General features: G+C 70.4%; 17 protein-coding genes. 9 read left to right on the top strand and 8 right to left on the bottom strand.

Translation table 11 applies throughout. From position 1 onward, the window contains the following. Positions 1-8: 8 nt before the first annotated feature. The 4 genes from ACGIF2_RS02980 to ACGIF2_RS02965 form a co-directional block, all read right to left on the bottom strand. Entirely contained in the window at positions 9-731 is a 723-nt protein-coding gene (locus tag ACGIF2_RS02980; RefSeq protein WP_396043292.1) for a YqjF family protein, read from the bottom strand. Between the two features lie 171 nt (positions 732-902). Beyond that, positions 903-2,048 (bottom strand): WxL protein peptidoglycan domain-containing protein, encoded by a 1,146-nt coding sequence (locus ACGIF2_RS02975; protein WP_396043290.1) that lies wholly within the window; start codon positions 2,046-2,048, stop codon positions 903-905. Between the two features lie 89 nt (positions 2,049-2,137). Continuing rightward, entirely contained in the window at positions 2,138-4,120 is a 1,983-nt protein-coding gene (locus tag ACGIF2_RS02970; protein ID WP_396043288.1) for a fibronectin type III domain-containing protein, read from the bottom strand. Between the two features lie 133 nt (positions 4,121-4,253). Next, positions 4,254-5,507, bottom strand: a complete 1,254-nt coding sequence (locus tag ACGIF2_RS02965) for a HupE/UreJ family protein (RefSeq protein WP_396043286.1) — start codon at positions 5,505-5,507, stop codon at positions 4,254-4,256. A gap of 141 nt (positions 5,508-5,648) precedes the next feature. Here ACGIF2_RS02965 and ACGIF2_RS02960 point away from each other — a divergent pair, with 141 nt between their 5' ends. Then, the gene (locus ACGIF2_RS02960) at positions 5,649-6,314 is read left to right on the top strand and encodes a hypothetical protein (RefSeq protein ID WP_396043284.1); all 666 of its coding nucleotides are present in this window, start codon (positions 5,649-5,651) and stop codon (positions 6,312-6,314) included. 110 nt (positions 6,315-6,424) lie between these two features. Here the strand turns inward: ACGIF2_RS02960 and ACGIF2_RS02955 are convergent, their stop codons facing one another. Both ACGIF2_RS02955 and ACGIF2_RS02950 read right to left on the bottom strand, forming a co-directional pair. Further along, a complete protein-coding gene (locus ACGIF2_RS02955; protein WP_396043282.1) occupies positions 6,425-7,927 on the bottom strand; it encodes an MFS transporter in 1,503 nt (500 codons plus the stop codon). Beyond that, positions 7,924-9,147: an amidohydrolase gene (locus tag ACGIF2_RS02950; RefSeq protein ID WP_396043280.1), complete on the bottom strand. Its 1,224-nt coding sequence runs from the start codon at positions 9,145-9,147 to the stop codon at positions 7,924-7,926. Before ACGIF2_RS02950 ends, ACGIF2_RS02955 begins: the two co-directional genes overlap by 4 nt. Before the next feature lie 162 nt (positions 9,148-9,309). Between ACGIF2_RS02950 and ACGIF2_RS02945 the strand changes: the two genes are divergently transcribed. The 4 genes from ACGIF2_RS02945 to ACGIF2_RS02930 all read left to right on the top strand — a co-directional run bounded on the left by ACGIF2_RS02945 (position 9,310) and on the right by ACGIF2_RS02930 (position 11,815). Then, a complete protein-coding gene (locus ACGIF2_RS02945) occupies positions 9,310-10,317 on the top strand; it encodes an Lrp/AsnC ligand binding domain-containing protein (RefSeq protein ID WP_396043278.1) in 1,008 nt (335 codons plus the stop codon). 67 nt (positions 10,318-10,384) lie between these two features. Continuing rightward, on the top strand, positions 10,385-11,029 hold the full coding sequence (locus ACGIF2_RS02940) for a trimeric intracellular cation channel family protein (RefSeq protein ID WP_396043276.1): 645 nt from the start codon (positions 10,385-10,387) through the stop codon (positions 11,027-11,029). 78 nt (positions 11,030-11,107) lie between these two features. Then, positions 11,108-11,368, top strand: a complete 261-nt coding sequence (locus tag ACGIF2_RS02935; RefSeq protein WP_396043274.1) for a hexameric tyrosine-coordinated heme protein — start codon at positions 11,108-11,110, stop codon at positions 11,366-11,368. 12 nt (positions 11,369-11,380) lie between these two features. Continuing rightward, on the top strand, positions 11,381-11,815 hold the full coding sequence (locus tag ACGIF2_RS02930; protein WP_396043272.1) for a glyoxalase superfamily protein: 435 nt from the start codon (positions 11,381-11,383) through the stop codon (positions 11,813-11,815). Positions 11,816-11,875: 60 nt separating this feature from the next. On the opposite strand, the gene ACGIF2_RS02925 is transcribed toward ACGIF2_RS02930, so the two are convergent. Then, positions 11,876-12,058, bottom strand: a complete 183-nt coding sequence (locus ACGIF2_RS02925) for a hypothetical protein (RefSeq protein WP_396043270.1) — start codon at positions 12,056-12,058, stop codon at positions 11,876-11,878. A gap of 32 nt (positions 12,059-12,090) precedes the next feature. Then, positions 12,091-12,666, bottom strand: a complete 576-nt coding sequence (locus tag ACGIF2_RS02920; RefSeq protein ID WP_396043268.1) for an alcohol dehydrogenase catalytic domain-containing protein — start codon at positions 12,664-12,666, stop codon at positions 12,091-12,093. Between the two features lie 258 nt (positions 12,667-12,924). On the opposite strand from ACGIF2_RS02920, the gene ACGIF2_RS02915 reads away from it, so the two are divergent. The 4 genes from ACGIF2_RS02915 to ACGIF2_RS02900 all read left to right on the top strand — a co-directional run bounded on the left by ACGIF2_RS02915 (position 12,925) and on the right by ACGIF2_RS02900 (position 16,520). Beyond that, positions 12,925-13,920 carry an NADP-dependent oxidoreductase gene (locus tag ACGIF2_RS02915; protein ID WP_396043266.1) on the top strand — a complete coding sequence of 332 codons (996 nt, stop codon included), beginning with the start codon at positions 12,925-12,927 and terminating at the stop codon, positions 13,918-13,920. A 26-nt stretch (positions 13,921-13,946) separates the two neighbouring features. Next, positions 13,947-14,546, top strand: a complete 600-nt coding sequence (locus ACGIF2_RS02910) for a TetR/AcrR family transcriptional regulator (protein WP_396043364.1) — start codon at positions 13,947-13,949, stop codon at positions 14,544-14,546. Positions 14,547-15,264: 718 nt separating this feature from the next. Beyond that, positions 15,265-15,573: a hypothetical protein gene (locus tag ACGIF2_RS02905; protein ID WP_396043263.1), complete on the top strand. Its 309-nt coding sequence runs from the start codon at positions 15,265-15,267 to the stop codon at positions 15,571-15,573. An 89-nt stretch (positions 15,574-15,662) separates the two neighbouring features. Then, positions 15,663-16,520 (top strand): ATP-binding cassette domain-containing protein, encoded by an 858-nt coding sequence (locus ACGIF2_RS02900; RefSeq protein WP_396043362.1) that lies wholly within the window; start codon positions 15,663-15,665, stop codon positions 16,518-16,520. Positions 16,521-16,523 lie beyond the last annotated feature (3 nt).

The following is a 16,523-nucleotide window of genomic DNA, read 5'->3' as shown; positions in this document are numbered from 1 at the left end:
TCGGCCGTTCAGCGTCGGGGAGCTGGGCGGGGGATGCCGATCCGCGTGCTGACCCCGGGCGAGACGTGCACCAGCGGCTCCACGGCCGGGACGGGCAGCCCCATGACGGCAAAGACATCGGTGTCCAGCGAGGTGACGCTCGCCCGACGCAAGGGCCACGGCTCGTGGGTGACCGGGACCCGCCACACGCGGCCCGCGCGTTCGACGTAGGCGTTCCACCGACCCGTGAGCCACACCTCCAGGTCGGACGGGGCAGCGATCCGGTCGCCGGCGCGGACCGTCGCGGACAGCCGCAGCGGCACGGCCTGCGGCGCGGGTCGGGCCTCGTAGGCGAGAGTGCCCGGCTCACCGGGCAGCACGCGTGCGCGCATGCGCTGGTAGGGGAGGCCGACGACCCGCATCGCCACGTTCACGGCTCTGCGGGTCGACCACAGCATGAGGAACCACAGGCCGTCGGTGCCGTCGTCGTGCCGCACGTAGGTGCGCAGGTTGACCTCCGGGAAGGTGGACCAGCCCGGCAGAGGGGGGAACGGCGGGACGCGCACATCTCGCATGAGGAACGGGGTCAGGCCGATCCACGCTGATCCTGAGTGGGTCTGCACGTGCAGACCGGAGGGAAGCAGGGACTGGACGACCTCCGGGTCCACGGGCCAGTGCAGGAAGCTGATCGCCGACCAGCGCTGGGCGTTCACCGGCACCCGCACGGTGTTCTCTGCTGCCACCCCGCTCATGGTCAACTCCCGCCACGTCTCTGTGGTCTCGCACGCGACCCGGGTGCTCACCGTGTCGGTGCCGCGCCCCGCAGCTGTCCACCGTGCCCGAACGCGGTCGGCCTCGCATCCGGGGGGGCCGAGGTCGCCGTGCTGCGTGGCGGCACGATCGCCGAGCGCCGTCACGGCTGCTCAGGAATCGGCCGGACGACCGATCCCGTCCTCGTGGCCCTGCTGCGCGAACGCCAGGGCATCGTGCGCCGCCGGCGCGGGGGAGCCGGACGCCTCGCGCTCCCGCAGCGCCGCGTCGACCCGCTCCTGCACGCGCTGCTCGTCGGCCGCCGCCCGTGCCCGACGGCGGCTCCGGACGAGCCGGGGTACCAGCACGGCCGCTGCCACGACGAGCAGCACGACGACGAGCAGCGTCCACGGCACCGCCCACGTGCTCGCGGTGCCGACCACGGGGGCGAGCGCCGAGGTCGAGCCCGAGGCGTCGGTCACCGTGGGGGTCGCAGCCACATCTGCCCCGAGCCGGACTGCGGGCCACACCCCGGCGACGGGGACCGTCACCGTCCACCTCTCGCCCGGCAGGAGCTGCGGCGGCGCCTCGATGTCGCCCGCATCCACCTGCAGCAGCCCGAACGGCCCCGAGACCGTGACCTGCGTGAGCGCGGACACCAGCGAGTTGCCGGTGTTGTGCAGCGTGTACGTGACCGAGGCGTCGCCCGCCCCAGCAGGGTTGACCGTTCCTGAGTAGGCGACGCGCACGTCCTCCACGGCCAGGGACGGTGCGAGCTCACCGCCGACGCGCACGTCCACCCGGATGCCCAGGCGCCGGTCGACGGTGATGCCCTGGGGCTCGTCGGCCTGGACCAGCGAGGTCAGGACGCCGCCCGCGTAGTCGCCGGGGATCGCGTCATCCGGCACCGTCAGCGTGAACGGCAGCTCGACGGTCGCGCCGGGCTCGACGGTCACGGCATCGGTGCCCGTGGCGATCCACGCACCGACACCGGTCGACGCGAGGTCGGGGGTGAGCAGGTCGAGCTGCCCGCTCGCCGTGGTGTAGCCGTCCGCGGCGTAGACCGCGAGCTCGAGCGGCGCGGTGCCGTGATTGGCCACCACGAGGGCGTCGGTGACCGACGCCCCGGGGTCGACGCCGTAGGTGAAGCCGGTCCGGTCGGAACCGAAGCCGTTGGACGCCGTGCGGACCGTCCACGTGACGTCCTCCGCGGCGGCGGGACCCGCGGCGCCGACGACCGCGGCTGCGGCGGCCAAGAGGACGAGCAGCGTCGTGAGAACGGTGCGGACGGGTGCGAACGGGGTACGGCGGGCAGTCATGCGGTCCTCGGGGGAGTAGGAGGTGCAGCGACCGGTGGGGCGGGCGTCGTACGACGCCCGCCCCACCGGTCAGGAGGGTCAGGCGGGGTTCAGCTGCTCAGGGCCGTGAGGGTGAGCGTCGCGCGGTACGTGCCCTTCTCGACGGCACCGGGGATCTTCAGGTCGAGATCGGCGCCGAGCTTGGCGGTGCCGGTCGCGTGGCCCTGGTCGCCTGCACCGAGCGGGCGGGAGACCGACAGGCCGTCGCCGCCGTCGTAGCCGGAGGCCACCTGTGCTCCGGCTACGGCGCCGGCTCCCGCCTCGACGACCGCCGGGGTCCAGCCGAGGGCCGAACCGTCGAACGTCTTGGCGCCGTCGCGGAAGTCGCTGACCGAGGCCGAGATCGACCACGGCGACTGCGAGCGGCGGGTGTCCGACACCGTGATCGGGTTGATCTGGCCCGTCGCCTCGAAGTACCCACCGGTCGTGTCGACCGCGGTGCCGAGATCCACCAGGCCGTTGTGGCCGTCGATCGTCCAGCCGAACTCGCCGGGGGCGGCCTCGGGCACGGTGACCTGGATCTCCTGACCGTCACCGTGGTACGGGTGGACCGTGACGGAGTCGACGACAGAGCCGACGGGCTGCGCCGCGGTGGCTCCGCTGTCCGGGCCGCACCAGGAGACCTTGCCGAGCTCGACCCCGGCGTTCGGGGCGTCGCACGTGCCGGAGCGGATGTTCGCCACGACCAGCTCGTCGTTGCGCACCTGGATCTTGACGTAGCTGCGGACGTGCTCCTGGTCCTGGACCGAGTTGTACCAGTAGTTCGTGGGGTTGAGCGGGTCCGCCCCGTTGCCGGCACCGGACGTGCCGCTGGAGTCGGGGGCGGTGATGTCGTAGTACTTCGAGCCGGACGCCGAGTTGGCCGTCACGTACAGGACGCCACCGGGACCGGCGTAGACGTCTGCCGCGCCGGGCTGCTCGGACGCGTCAGCCTTCTCGCCGTTCTTGATGAGGTAGCTGCGGGTGTACACGTGGTCGTGGCCCTGCAGCACCAGGTCGACGCCGAGGTTCGAGAACGTCGTCGGGAAGTCGACGCGCCGCACCTTGGCGTCAGCGTCCTTCGCGTGCGACGCGGCCGAGTAGATCGCGTGGTGGTACACGAGCACCGTGTACTTCGCGTCCGCTCCGTGGCGGTTGATGACGTCGGTGACGTAGGCGAGGTGTGCCTCGTCGCCGCCGCCGCCCTGGGAGGTGGCGTAGGAGTTGCTGTTCAGGTCGATGAACAGCACGTCCTTGTAGATGTACCAGTAGTCGCCGCCCGAGGTGTTCGACGACGGGTTGCCGTTGCCGTACAGCGCGCCGGATCTGTCGGTGTTCGGCGTCGCGAGGTGCTGCTCGTAGGCCTTGCCGCCGACGTCGTGGTTGCCGATGGTCGCCGCCCAGGGGTACTGCCGGAGCTTGTCGGGAGCGAGGAACGCGTCCCACTGCAGCTCGGTGTTCGCGACCTCGACCTGGTCGCCGCCCGAGACGAGGATCTCCGCCTTCGGGTTCGCTGCGAGTGCGACGTCGAGGGTGTCGGTCCAGCCCGCCTGGTCCTTCGCGACGTTGCCGGACGCGCCGATCTGCGGGTCGCCGAAGAACAGGAAGTCGTACTCGCCCTCGAACGACTGGGTCGCGAAGGTGTAGGCGGGTGACCACGCGCCCTCGGAGCCGACGCGGTAGGAGTACGCGGTGTTCTCCTGCAGGCCGGTGAGGGTGGCGTGGCGGTTGAACCCGCCGCTGCCGGCGATGTTGGCGGAGCCGGTCGCCGCGAAGGTCGTGGCGTCGGCGGGGAAGGCGCCGTCGGTGACGGTGGACGTCGGCGCGACCTGGACGACCTGCGCCGTGTCGGTCGAGGTGTACCAGGTCACCATCCGCTGGGTCTCGTCGGCGCCGACGCCGAGGATGATGCCGGTGGAGGTGCTGTCGGCGGCGGTCGCCGGGGCGGCTGCCACGACGGCGCCGACCGCCATGACGGTGCCGACGGCGAGCGCCGTGAGCTGGGCCGACAACCGTCGGGTGCGCTCGCGGGAAGCTCTCGTGCTGGAAGACATACGTCGTCCGTTCTCTTCGATCCACAGGGGGGCGTACAACCGGGAAGCAGGCTCAACCTGCACCCATGAGGTGAATGGAGGCTGAACAGGGACATTCCGCCGTGTGGCACCGACCAGAACTCCTGCCGGGAGCTCAGACCCCCCACAGCCGCTGCACGAACCAGACCAGGCCCATCGCCGCGACACCCGTCGCCACCGTCCCGGTCGCCCACGTCGCGGCGGCCGGTGCCCGGCGCCGCAGCAGGGCCAGCACGGGGAACACCACCGCGATGATCGCGAGCTGCACGACCTCGATCCCGACGTTGAACACCAGCAGCGACCACAGCAGCGTCCACGACATCGGCTCGTCGATGCCCAGCGCCCCGGCGAAGCCGAGCCCGTGCACCAGGCCGAACGCGAGCACGACCCCGATGCGCACCCACCCCGAGCGGTCCAGCCCGAACCACCCGTCGCCGGCGGACAGGTCGGAGGCGTGATCCCCGCGGTCGCGCAGCCGCCACAGGTGCCATCCCGCGACGACCGCGATCGACAGCGCGATGATCGGCTCCACGACCGCGCCGGACACGTGCACCAGTCCCGTGGCCGCGAGGACGAACGTGATCGAGTGCGCGACCGTGAACGCGGTGGCGGTCAGCACGATCTCGCGCAGCCGACGGGAGCCGACGATGACCGCCAGCAGGAACAGGACGTGGTCCAGGCCGAAGAGCAGGTGCTCGGCGCCGAGCACGAAGAAGTCCACGAATCGCTCCCACCCCGACTGCTCGGTCGAGAACGACGACTGCCCGGCGTCGAGCGCCGCGCTGCCCGACGCACCGTCGAGGTCGTACGTCACGATCGTCGTCGTCCCCGTGACGTAGCCCTCGTCGTCGGCGAACAGCGAGCTGGTCACCTCGTGCGCTCCGTCGGGGTCCGTGCACGCGTGGTCGAGCGTCACGACGGCGTAGGGCACCCCCTCGCGCTGCTCGATGCGTACGTCGCCGACCTGCTCCGGCGGGCACACCTCATCCGCCGACGTGACCGTGAACCGCTCGCCCACGTACGTCAGGACGGTGTCGGCGTGCGCCTCGATCGCGGCGGCCTGCTCGTCCGGGTCGCCGCTCTCGAGGGCCGCCGTACCGTCCTGGAACAGCGGGTCGTCGTGCTCCATGTCCGCGGCGGAGACCACGAGCAGGTCGTACTCGAGGCCGAGCTCGGTACGCACCACCCCGGCCTCGGGCGCGGTGACGTCCGCGAACACCACGGACGTGAACCCGTGGGCGGACGCGGGTGCGGCGGTCGCGATGCCCACGCCGGCGAGCAGCGCCAGGGTGATCAACGAACGGGCCCGCGGTCCGGCGGGACGTGCCCGCGACGAGTGGGCAGCGGAAGGGCGGGCAGGGCGCAGCATCGGTCTCCTCGGCGGTCGGCCGTGGCACTGTGTCGCGACGTGGTGAACGGGCGGGGCACCGCGGGCGAACACCGACCGAATGCTCGGCGCACGACTGCTCCCCGGGCCGACAGGGCCCGTGGGGTCGGGTAGGAAAGTGCCGTGCTACGCCACCCAGCCCGCGCCCTCGTCCCGGCGACCCTGACCCTCGTGCTCCTCGCGGGCTGCGGTGCGGGCGACTGGAGCCGCCCGCACGACGGACCCGTCGCCGTCGGTGCGCTCGCCCCCGGGTTCCTCGAACCGGGCGAGAGCCCGACGCCCGAGGCCACGATCGCGCCCGAGGCCGGGTCGTGGGACGGGATCACGCCCCGTGAGGGCTACAGGGTCGTCCTGCTGACCCGCGGCGACGACGAGCCGACCCAGGCCCTCGTGACCGCCGTGCGCGACTGGGCCGAGGCCGAGGACGTCGACCTGCGTGTGCTCGAGCCCCAGACCCCCGCGGACCTGGTACCGACGATCGTCGAGGCCGTCGGCATGGGCGCCGACCTCGTCGTCAGCGCGGGGAACGACCTGGTGGACCCCCTCGCCGTGGTCAGCGCGAGCCACCTCGACCAGCAGTTCCTCGTCGTCGGCGCGGAGATCGCCGAGCCCACCGTGAACGTCACAGCCGTCGACTGGACCGGAGCGTCGTACCGCGGCACCGGCGCCGACGCCGCCTCCGCCTACGACCCGGCGACGTTCACCGCCCAGCGGTGCGCTGCCGCCGTGCGGGCGGGGGTCGGGGCGGTGCTCGGTGGGGTCACGGGCATCGTCGTCTGGGTCGACTGACACCGGTCCCGAGAGGGAGGTGGTGTGCAGGTCGACCGCCGCTGACAAGGGGCTGCCCGCTCGTCCGGCCGGACGAGCGGGCAGCCCCTTGTCGCATGCCGGTCGGTCGGTCAGTCGTTGTTGTACTTCCGACCCTTGGGGACCGTCACCATGATCGACGCCAGGGCGATCAGCGTGATCACCAGGTTGAACAGGAACGCGACCGCCCCGGCCTGGCGCACAGCTTCGTTGTCCAGGGTGCCCTGCGTGGTCAGCACCGAGCCGATCCAGCCCGCGCCTGTGCCGGAGAGCGAGGAGAAGATCGTCAGCGACACCGCGGCGCCCACGGCCGACCCCAGCGAGGAGGCCATCTTGTAGATGCCGGAGCCCGCACCGGTCTGGTCGGCCGGCAGGTTGGAGAGGGCCGCGTCGGTGGACGGCGTGGCGTAGAACGCCAGACCGATGCCGAACAGGCTGTAGGCGACGAACGCCAGGACCTGGTAGTCGCCGACCATCAGGTTCGTCGGGATCAGGCAGATCGCAGACAGCGCCACGATGAGCGTGCCCCAGATCATCGGCTTGCGCGGGCCGAACTTGCGCAGCAGCGTCTCGCCGACCCGGATGAGGCCGATGATGAACACGGCGTACCCGATGGTCAGCAGCGACGCCTTCCACGCGTCGTAGCCCTTGTTCGACAGCTGCAGCATCTGCTGCGAGACCATCAGCAGCCCGATCGTGGCGTTGATCAGGAAGTTGGACAGGGTCGCACCGGCGAACGTCGTGTTCTTGAACAGGGCGAAGTCGATGAACGGGTTGTCGGTGTTCTTCTTCTCGACGATCGTGAACGCGACGGCGGCGACGACACCGACCGCGACCAGCACCAGGATCAGCGGCTCGCCCCAGCCGATCTGCCGACCGAAGATGATCACGACCATGAACGCCAGGGTCATCACCATGAAGGTGGCCAGGCCCGGGAGGTCGAACTTCTTGCGGGCCACCGTCGTCCGGACCTTGCTCTCCGGGGCGCCGAGCATCAGCAGCACGGCGACGACGGACACGACGATGGAGACGATGAAGATCCAGCGCCAGTTCAGGTTGGAGGCCAGGAACCCGCCGACGAGGGACGCGAGACCCGAACCGCCCCACGAGCCGATCGACCACATCGAGACCGCGCGCTGGCGGTCCTTGCCGTCCCAGTAGGCGCGCAGCAGCGCCATCGTGGACGGCATGATGCAGGCCGCGGACAGACCCTGCAGGGCCCGGCCGGTCAGCATCAGCGGCAGGGTCAGCGCGCCGGTGGACAGCACCACCAGCAGCGACCCCGCGATGCCGAGGATGTTGCCGATGATCGCGATCTTCAGCCGCCCGACCTTGTCGGCGACGCCGCCCATCAGCACGATGAACAGGCCGGAGAACAGGGCGGTGATGGACACCGCCATGTTCATCTGGCTCGCGGAGATGTACTCCGTGCTCCCGTTGATGTCACTGAGGATGTTCGGCGCGACGGTGCCCAGCGAGCCGGCGAAGAGCCAGAACGTGAGGACACCGAGGACGATGCCGGTGAGCAGCTTGGCGCTGCCCTTGTAGGTGGTGGGGGCCGCGCTGTCGGCGGCGACGGAGGTGACAGAGGTCATGACGCGTCCTTGGTGAGGTAGGCCAGCGCGGCCACGACGATCGCCTCGGTGCCGGTCGTCAGGGTGGGCTGCAGGACCGGCGCGAAGCCGGGGGAGTGGTTGGGCGGGGCGACGGTGCCGGCGGGGAAGCCGCCCAGGCCCCAATAGGTGTACGGCGTGCCGAAGGCGGCGGGGATCCGGCTGAAGTCCTCGCTGGCCGGGACGGGCGCCAGCTCGAAGACGCGGTCCTCGCCGAAGTGCGCCCGGAAGGCTTCGGTCACCGTGCGCGTGATCTCCGCGTCGTTGTCCGTCAGCGGGAAGCGGTCGTAGTACTCGAACGTCGGCGGCTGGGGCGAGCCGGACGCCTCGCACTCGGCTCGCACGATGCGCTCGATCGCGCCGAGGACGGTGGCACGGACCTCGTCGGAGTAGACACGCGTGTTGACCAGCAGCGTGGCGCGGTCGGGGATGATGTTGCTCTTGGTGCCCGCCTGCAGCGAGCCGACGGTGACGACCGCACGCTCGCCGGGCGGCAGCTCCCGCGACACGATGCCCTGCAGGCGTTGCACCACGGCGGCGGCGAGCAGGATCGGGTCGACGCCCAGGTGCGGCATCGAGCCGTGCGAGCCGGATCCGTGCAGGGTGATCCGGATGCTGTCGGCGGCGGAGAGCATCGGCCCCATGCGGGTGCCCACGGTGCCAGCCTCGTACCCGAGGACGTGCTGGGCGAGGGCGACGTCCGGGCGGGGGACCACGTCGGTCAGGCCCGCCTCCACCATCGCCGCGGCGCCGACCGCGATCTCCTCGGCGGGCTGGAACAGCGCGACGAAGGTGCCGCTCCACGGCTCGCGGGTGCGGGCCATCAGCTCGGCGGCGCCGAGCAGGCTGGTGATGTGCACGTCGTGCCCGCAGGCGTGCATCACGCCGACGGTGTTGCCCGCGTCGTCGACCGCGGTCGCGGTCGAGGCGTAGGGCAGGCCGGTCTGCTCGGTGACGGGAAGGGCGTCGATGTCGGCGCGAGCCAGCACCACCGGGCCGTCGCCGTTCCGCAGGATGCCGACGACGCCGCCGCCGACCGCGTGGACGTCGTAGCCGAAGGACTGCAGCCGGCGCTCGATCTCCGCCGCCGTGGCGGTCTCGTGCAAGCTCAGCTCAGGGTGCTGGTGGAGGTGGACGTAGAGCTCCTCCTGCCACTGCCGGGTCTCGGCGAGCGGGGAGAGCATCTCGGTGACCGCTATCATGGGCGACTTCGCTTCTCTGGACAGGACGCGCCGAACCGCGGGTGATGCCGGGTGACCGGACCCGCGCTCCGACAGGAGCAGATGGCCCCCGACCGACCAACGTAGGGACGTGGCCACGGGCCCGGACGCGGATGAAGGACGACGACCAGAGCGGGGTGCTGGATGAAGGATGTGGTCTTCGACGACCTGGATCAGCGCCTGATCGACGCACTTCAGGCCCGTCCGCGTGCCTCCTGGTCCTCGCTGGCGACGATGCTCGGATCGAGCGCCGTCACCCTGTCCCGGCGCTGGGAACGCCTGCGGTCATCCGGCGCGGCCTGGATGACCGTCGCCCCGGACCTCAGCACGGGGCGCGGATCGCTCGCGATGGGGATGGCGCTGGTCGAGCTGCAGGTGCGCACCGGCACGCTGCACACCACAGCCGCCGAGCTCGCCCTCTGCCCCGAGATCGCCACGCTGGAGATGACGTCCGGCGGGCGCAGCCTGATGCTGACTGTCATCGCCGGCGACGGCGACGCGCTGGCCTCGTTCCTGGTGGACACGCTCGAGTCGATGCCCGGGGTCACGCAGGTGCACACGCACCCCGCTTCCCGCACCCTGATGGATGCCAGCGGCTGGCGGCTGCGAGCGGAGGACCATGACCGGCACGGTCCCGGGACCGACCGGGCGCGCCGGCCGATGCCGCACGGCGAGCTGGCCGGGGCGATCGCCCGTGAGCTGGCGAAGGACGGCCGGGCCAGCGCCGCCGCGGTCGCCGCGAACGTCGGCGTCAGCACCCGCACCGCCCGCGCGGCCGTCGCGGCACTGGTCGCCTCGGGGCATCTGCGGTTCCGCACCGAGATCGCGCGCCCGCTGTCCGGGTGGCCGGTGTGCTCCTGGTACCTGATCCGGTCGACACCCTCCCGGCGCGACGAGGTGGGACGCCAGCTCAGCCAGCTCCGCGAGGTCCGCGCCATCATGCAGACCGTCGGCACCAGCGACCTCGCGGTCGTGGTGTGGATGCGAAGCCTGACCGATGTCCAGGAGCTGGAGCTGTCCATCGAGCGCAGCCTGCCCGACGTGGTGATCGAGGACCGCGTGCTGGTCTTCCGCACCGTGAAGCTCATGGGACGGCTCTTGGACGAGGACGGCCGGGCGCGCGGGTTCGTCCCGCTCCCCACCTACCTGTAGCTCATCCCGGCGCGGCGCCCCCCGAGGCGGTTCGCCGGGACCGGACGACTGGACGTATCAAAGGACCATGATCCCTGAACCACCCCTGCTGCTGGTGCTCGACCTTCTGGGCACCTTCGTGTTCGCGGTGAACGGCGCGCTGACGGCGGTCCGCGCGACCCGTCTCGACATCGTCGGCATCGTCACGCTGGGCATGATCACCGGCCTCGGGGGTGGTGTCATCCGCGACATCCTCCTGGGCGCGCTCCCGCCGGCCACGTTCATCGACGGGCGCTTCCTGCTGACGGCCGCAGCAGGCGGTCTGCTCGCGTTCGCCCTGAGCGGCCGTCTCGAGCGGCTCGGGCGGCTCGACCAGCCGATCGTGGTGCTCGACGCCGTCGGCCTGAGCGTGTTCGCCGTCCTGGCGGCGGCCAAGGGCGTCGCGCTCGACTTCGGGTGGTCGCAGGCGATCATCGTGGGTGTCATCACCGCCTGCGGCGGTGGCACGATCCGCGACCTGCTCATCCTGCGCATCCCGACGGTGCTGCGCAGCGAGCTCTACGCGATCCCGGCGATGGTGGGCGCCGCGATCACCGTCGCCATCCTCCGCGGGGGTGTCTACAGCGTCGGCACAGCGCTCGGCGCGGCGGCGGTCTGCTTCGCCATCCGGATGATCGGCGTCCACTACGACCTCAACGCCCCCGAACCGCCCGGCGCCCACCGCCGCGACTGACGGTGCCGGTCATCGGCGCGCCGTGACGTGTCTGCTCCCCGGCGCGACACCGCGTGCCGGTGCGCCCACGATGGAGAGATGACTACCAACATCGCCCCGCCGCTGCCGTCCGTGAAGATCCCCGGGAACACGCTCATCACGGCGACCCCCGAGGAGGGCCGCACGCTCGCGATCGAGCTCGCGCTGTCCTCGGTCGAGGCCATCCAGCCCGACCCCGCCGCTCGGGAGCGTGGCCGCGCCGTCTACGCCAGCGACCCCGACTCGGTCATCGCGGCCGCCGAGGTCATCGCACGCGAGTTCGCCACGGTCGCCAAGGCCAACAACTACTGGCGGCACTGACCGCACGATGAGGTGTGCCGCCGTCGGACGACGGCGGCTTCTCCGCAGGGGGTCGACGAGATGGACTTCAGGCTCGAGCTCGTGTTCGTCCCGGTCAGCGACGTGGACCGTGCCAAGGCGTTCTACGCCGACCAGGTCGGCTTCGTGGTCGACCACGACCAGACGGTGTCCGAGGACCTGCGGTTCGTGCAGCTCACCCCGCCGGGGTCGGCGTGCTCGATCTCGTTCGGCGTCGGCCTGTCGGACGCCGCGCCGGGGTCGGTCAAGGGGCTGCAGGTGGTGGTCGACGACGCCGACGCGGCCCGCGAGTTCCTGCTCGCGCACGACGTCGACGCCTCGGCCGTGCAGGACCTGCCGTGGGGGCGGTTCACCGGGTTCAGCGATCCGGACGGCAACCAGTGGGCGGTCCAGCAGCTGCCGGACCGGTCGGGCGCGGCCGGGTCCTGACACCGCCCGGATGCGGCGTCATCGCGTCCCGTCCCGTGACCGGCCGACGGTCCCGCATCGTCATCGCCAGGAGCCGTCGACCAGAACGGCCGCGCCGGCGGAGCGTCCGGCCCGCAGATCGTCCAGCGCCCGGTCCGCGGCATCGAACGGGAACCGGACGGCGTGCACCTCGATCCCGATGCGCTCGGCCTCGGCGAGAAGCTCCCGCCCGTCGGCGCGGGTGTTGGCCTCGACCGAGCGCACGGAGCGTTCGTGGAACAGGTGCCGCTGGTAGTTCAGCGGCGGGATGTCGTACGCGCCCGACGCGGAGGCGCAGCCAACTGTGCCGTGACGTGCGCCGACGCACCGAACCCGTACAGCCCGAGCACCCCACCGGTCGGCAGCTCGGATCGGCGCAGCGCCCGGTACCCGATGATCCCCGCGCACCGCAGAGGGGCGTGCGTGACCGGGTCCAGCCCGGCCGGCCAGCGGTAGGCGTAGTCGGCGGGGACGGTGGCGAGCTCTGCGTAGCCGCCATCGTCGTCCCAGCCCGTGTAGCGCGAGAGCTGGCACAGGTTCTCCCGCCCGGATCGACAAGCCGCGCAGCGTCCGCACGTCCGGCGCAGCCATGCGATGCCGGCCACGTCGCCCACGGCCCAGCCCGTGACGTCCCGTCCGTGCGCGACGACGTGGCCCACGGCCTCGTGACCCGGGACGACCGGTGAACGGTGCGGCGGCAGATCGCCGTCGAGCACGTGCAGGTCCGCGCGGCACACCCCGCAGGCCTCGACCTGCACGAGGAGCTCGTCGGGCTCCGGCGTGGGCGCGGGACGATGCACCTGCTCCAGCACGCCGGGGGACGGACCTGCCATGCGAGCATCTCTGCGCCCTCCCTCGTCTCCGGCGGTGGGCGCGGGGCCCGCCCGCCTCACGTCGGCGACACCTCGACGCTACGGCTCCGCCCGTGTCCGCGACAGGCGTCGGCCGGGTGCACTCAGGAGCTGATCTCGCGGAACACCGACGTGCCTGGACAACGATCATGAGTGCGCTCAAACTTGAGATGGCTCGGTTTTGGGTCGTCGCCCATCGGTCGCCATCGAGGTCAGCCGCCATCACGAAGGAGGCCTCCCGTGAGAGCGTTCGCCATCACCCGGTACAAGGGGCCGCTCCAGGAGGTGCAGGTGCCCGAGCCTGCCGTGGGGGAGCGCGACGTGCTCGTGCAGGTGCAGGCGGCCGGCCTCAACCAGCTCGACGAGAAGATCCGCACGGGTGAGTTCCGGCAGATCCTGCCGTACGCGCTGCCGCTGGTCCTCGGCCACGACCTCGCCGGCACCGTCCTCGCGGTCGGTGCGAAGGTCCGTGGCTTCGCCCCCGGAGACGCGGTCTACGCCCGGCCCGGCAAGGACCGGATCGGCACGTTCGCCCAGCGCATCGCCGTCGCCGAGGCCGACCTCGCCCCCAAGCCTGCGTCGATCACCGTGGAGGAGGCGGGATCGCTGCCGTTGGTCGCGTTGACCGCGTGGCAGGCGCTCGTTGAACGCGGCAACGTCGGACCGGGCAACAAGGTGCTCATCCACGCCGGCGCCGGTGGCGTCGGGTCGATCGCGATCCAGCTCGCCAAGCACCTCGGTGCGACGGTGGCCACGACCGCGAGCGCCAAGAACGCGGACTTCGTGCGGGAGCTGGGCGCCGACGTCGTCATCGACTACCGCAGCCAGGACTTCGAGGAGCTCCTCGACGGCTACGACCTGGTGCTGGACAGCGTGGGTGGAGAAAACCTCGAGAAGTCGTTGCGGGTTCTCAGGCCCGGTGGGAAGGCCATCGGGATCTCCGGCCCTCCCGACCCGGCCTTCGCCCGCGAGGCCGGGCTGAACCCGCTGCTGCGCGTGGCCATCGCCGTGCTGAGCGCCAGGATCCGCCGCCAGGCGAGGAAGCTCGGCGTGAGCTACGAGTTCTTGTTCATGCATGCCAGCGGAGACCAGCTCCGCCAGATCACCGCCCTCGTCGACGGTGGAGAGCTTCGTCCCGTCGTCGGGCGGGTCTTTCCCTTCGACCAGACGCCCCAGGCCCTCGACGCGCTCGTGCACGGCGGCGTGCGAGGCAAGATCGTCATCTCGATCGCATGACCTCGAGTTCTTCGAAGGAGGCCGTGATCCCCTCTGCATCGCCACCGCTCGGACGTCGGGAGCGGAACAAGCAGCAGAAGCTGGACCGCATCACGGCCGCCGCCCGCGAGCTCTTCGACGAGCACGGCGTCGACCAGGTGACCACCCAGCAGATCGCCGACAAGGCCGACATCGGCACGGGGACCCTGTTCCTCTACGCCAAGACCAAGGGCGAGCTGCTCCTGCTCGTGCAGAGCTCCAGCTACACCGACGCGCTCGCACGAGGCAGGTCGGCGGCGGAAGAGATCCCCGACGTGCTGGGTGCGGTGATGGCCATCATCCGCCCGGTCGTGGAGTGCAACCGGAAGCAGATCGACAACGGACGGACCTACCTTCGGGAGATCGTCTTCGGCGATCCCGCAGAACCCCACCACCGCGACGCCCTGGCGCTGACCATCCAGACCGAGGAGGCCATCGCCGTCGTCCTGCGGCGCGACGAGCGCATCGGGGCGAACGACGCGATGACGCGCGCACACATCGTCTCCGCGATCATGTTCCTGTCGATGGCGGCCACGCTCAACGTCGGCCTCACCGTCGACGAGATCGTCCAGCAGATCGAGGACCAGGTTCGCGCGCTGCTGCCCTGACGCCAGACTCCACGCTCCGGTCACAGCCCGCGCGCAGGTCGCAGCCGGGGCAGTCGCCGCACGTGGTTGTGGCACAACGCGCGGCACCCTCGCCACCACGAAGGTGACGGGGTGCCGTCTCTGCAGGTCAGCGACTCACGGGAGCAGCAGTGAGCGCAGACGATCAGCAGTCGCAGTAGAGCCCATGGGAAGCGCAGGACAGAGCATTCCTGCAGTTCAGAGGGCCTGTTGGTGCACCCCTCGCGTGCGACATGTCGAGGACCTCGAAGTCGATCAGGCAGCTTGGTCGCTCCTGATCCGCAGGGGGACCTCTCCCCATCGCTCACCGTCCCGAGCCCTTCACTCCTCACCTGATCGGCGTAGAGCCCCCATCAATGACAAGTCAATACTGGAATGTGACGCACATCACACGTATCTCCAATGTGCGTCAAGTCGCCCTCCACTATTGTCACAATCGCAAAGACTCACAGAAAGCATTTGCAGGTATCGTCGTGCCAGCGGTCGGAGCGCAGGCGGCGGCCGCTCCAAGCTGCGTGACACTTTCGATTTGGGCCGACACCTGGACCAACCACGCGAAGGCGTACAACGGATGCTCAACATCCAAGCGGCTGAAACCGGTGTGGAACTACACGAACGACAGCGATTGTAAGTCGCTCTCTTCTGGATGCTCGAGGGAGTACAGCGCGCCCTACTACACCTCGGTTGCCGGATTGGAGTCATGCTGATGCGCGGCGCGAAATTCAAGGCCCTGGCGGCGCTCGTCGCGACGGTGGGCGCAATGGGCAGTGGGGTCCTCGTCGCGTCGACTGCGTCGGCCGCGACAGCACCCGACTGCATGACGGTCACGACGTGGTCGAGGGACCTGGACGATTACGCGAAGGCCTACGACGGGTGTGGCGCGACGAAACGCATCCGCATGATTTGGGCATTTGACGCCGACGGAAACTGCGCGTCTCGCGCAAGTGGGAACTCCTACACGGAAAGCCGCCCCTTCACTGCGCGGTTCGATCGTCTCGACGCTTGCTGAATTCGATCCACCGAGTTCTCGTGAAGGCCAGGCTGTGGCCGTGCGCACGAGCCACAGCCTGCGCCACAAGACGAAAGTTGCGGTAGAGAATTTTCCATGAGGCAAACGACACTTGTCGCAAGCGACATAACAATCGCGCAAGAAATCGCGTAGTTATCAGCGGGCTCAACCTCGCACTGCATCACGGTGTGACCGCGTTGCTCGGCCCGAACGGAGCCGGTAAGTCGTCGCTCATGCGTGTGCTCGCCACTGCCGCGCCTCCGCAGTCGGGAACGCTGTTCATCGACGGCGTGGACGCACGTCGACGGGCCGACCGGTCTCACGTCCGGAGGAACATCGGCTACCTCCCGCAGAATCCTGGCTTCTACCCGTCCTACACCGTCGAGCGGTACGTGGCCTACGTGGCTCTGCTGCGGGACATCGCAGGTCGTGGCACGCGTGCACACGAAGTTTCACGGGTCCTGGCTGAGGTCGAACTTGAGGATTCGCGACGCGTCCGAATCGGGAAGCTGTCCGGTGGCATGCGACAGCGTCTGGCGCTGGCTTGCGCCATGCTCGGTGATCCGCAGGTGCCACTGCTGGACGAGCCCACCGTCGGCATGGACCCCAGCCAACGCGTCCGGTTTCGTTCCACGATTTCTGGGGTGGCCGAGCGCAGGACGGTGCTGCTCTCCACCCACCAGACCGAGGACGTCGCAGCACTCTGCGACCGCGTCCTGGTCCTGCAGTCCGGGGTGGTCGTCTTCGACGGAACTCCAAGCAAACTGACAGAACTCGCCCAGGGACGTGTGTGGGAGAGCTCTGGGCTGGAAGCTGGGGCGTTGGCCTCCTGGCGCATCGGCGAGCAGGGCCTCATGCGCTACGTCGGCGACGCGCCTGTTGGTGCGAGCCTGGCGGCGCCATCGATCGAAGACGGGTACATCGTGGCGACGAGCGGGCGACTGTGAGGC

The sequence above is a fragment of the Cellulomonas sp. P22 genome (assembly GCF_044392165.1).
This window is presented reverse-complemented; position numbering and strand designations above follow the sequence as displayed.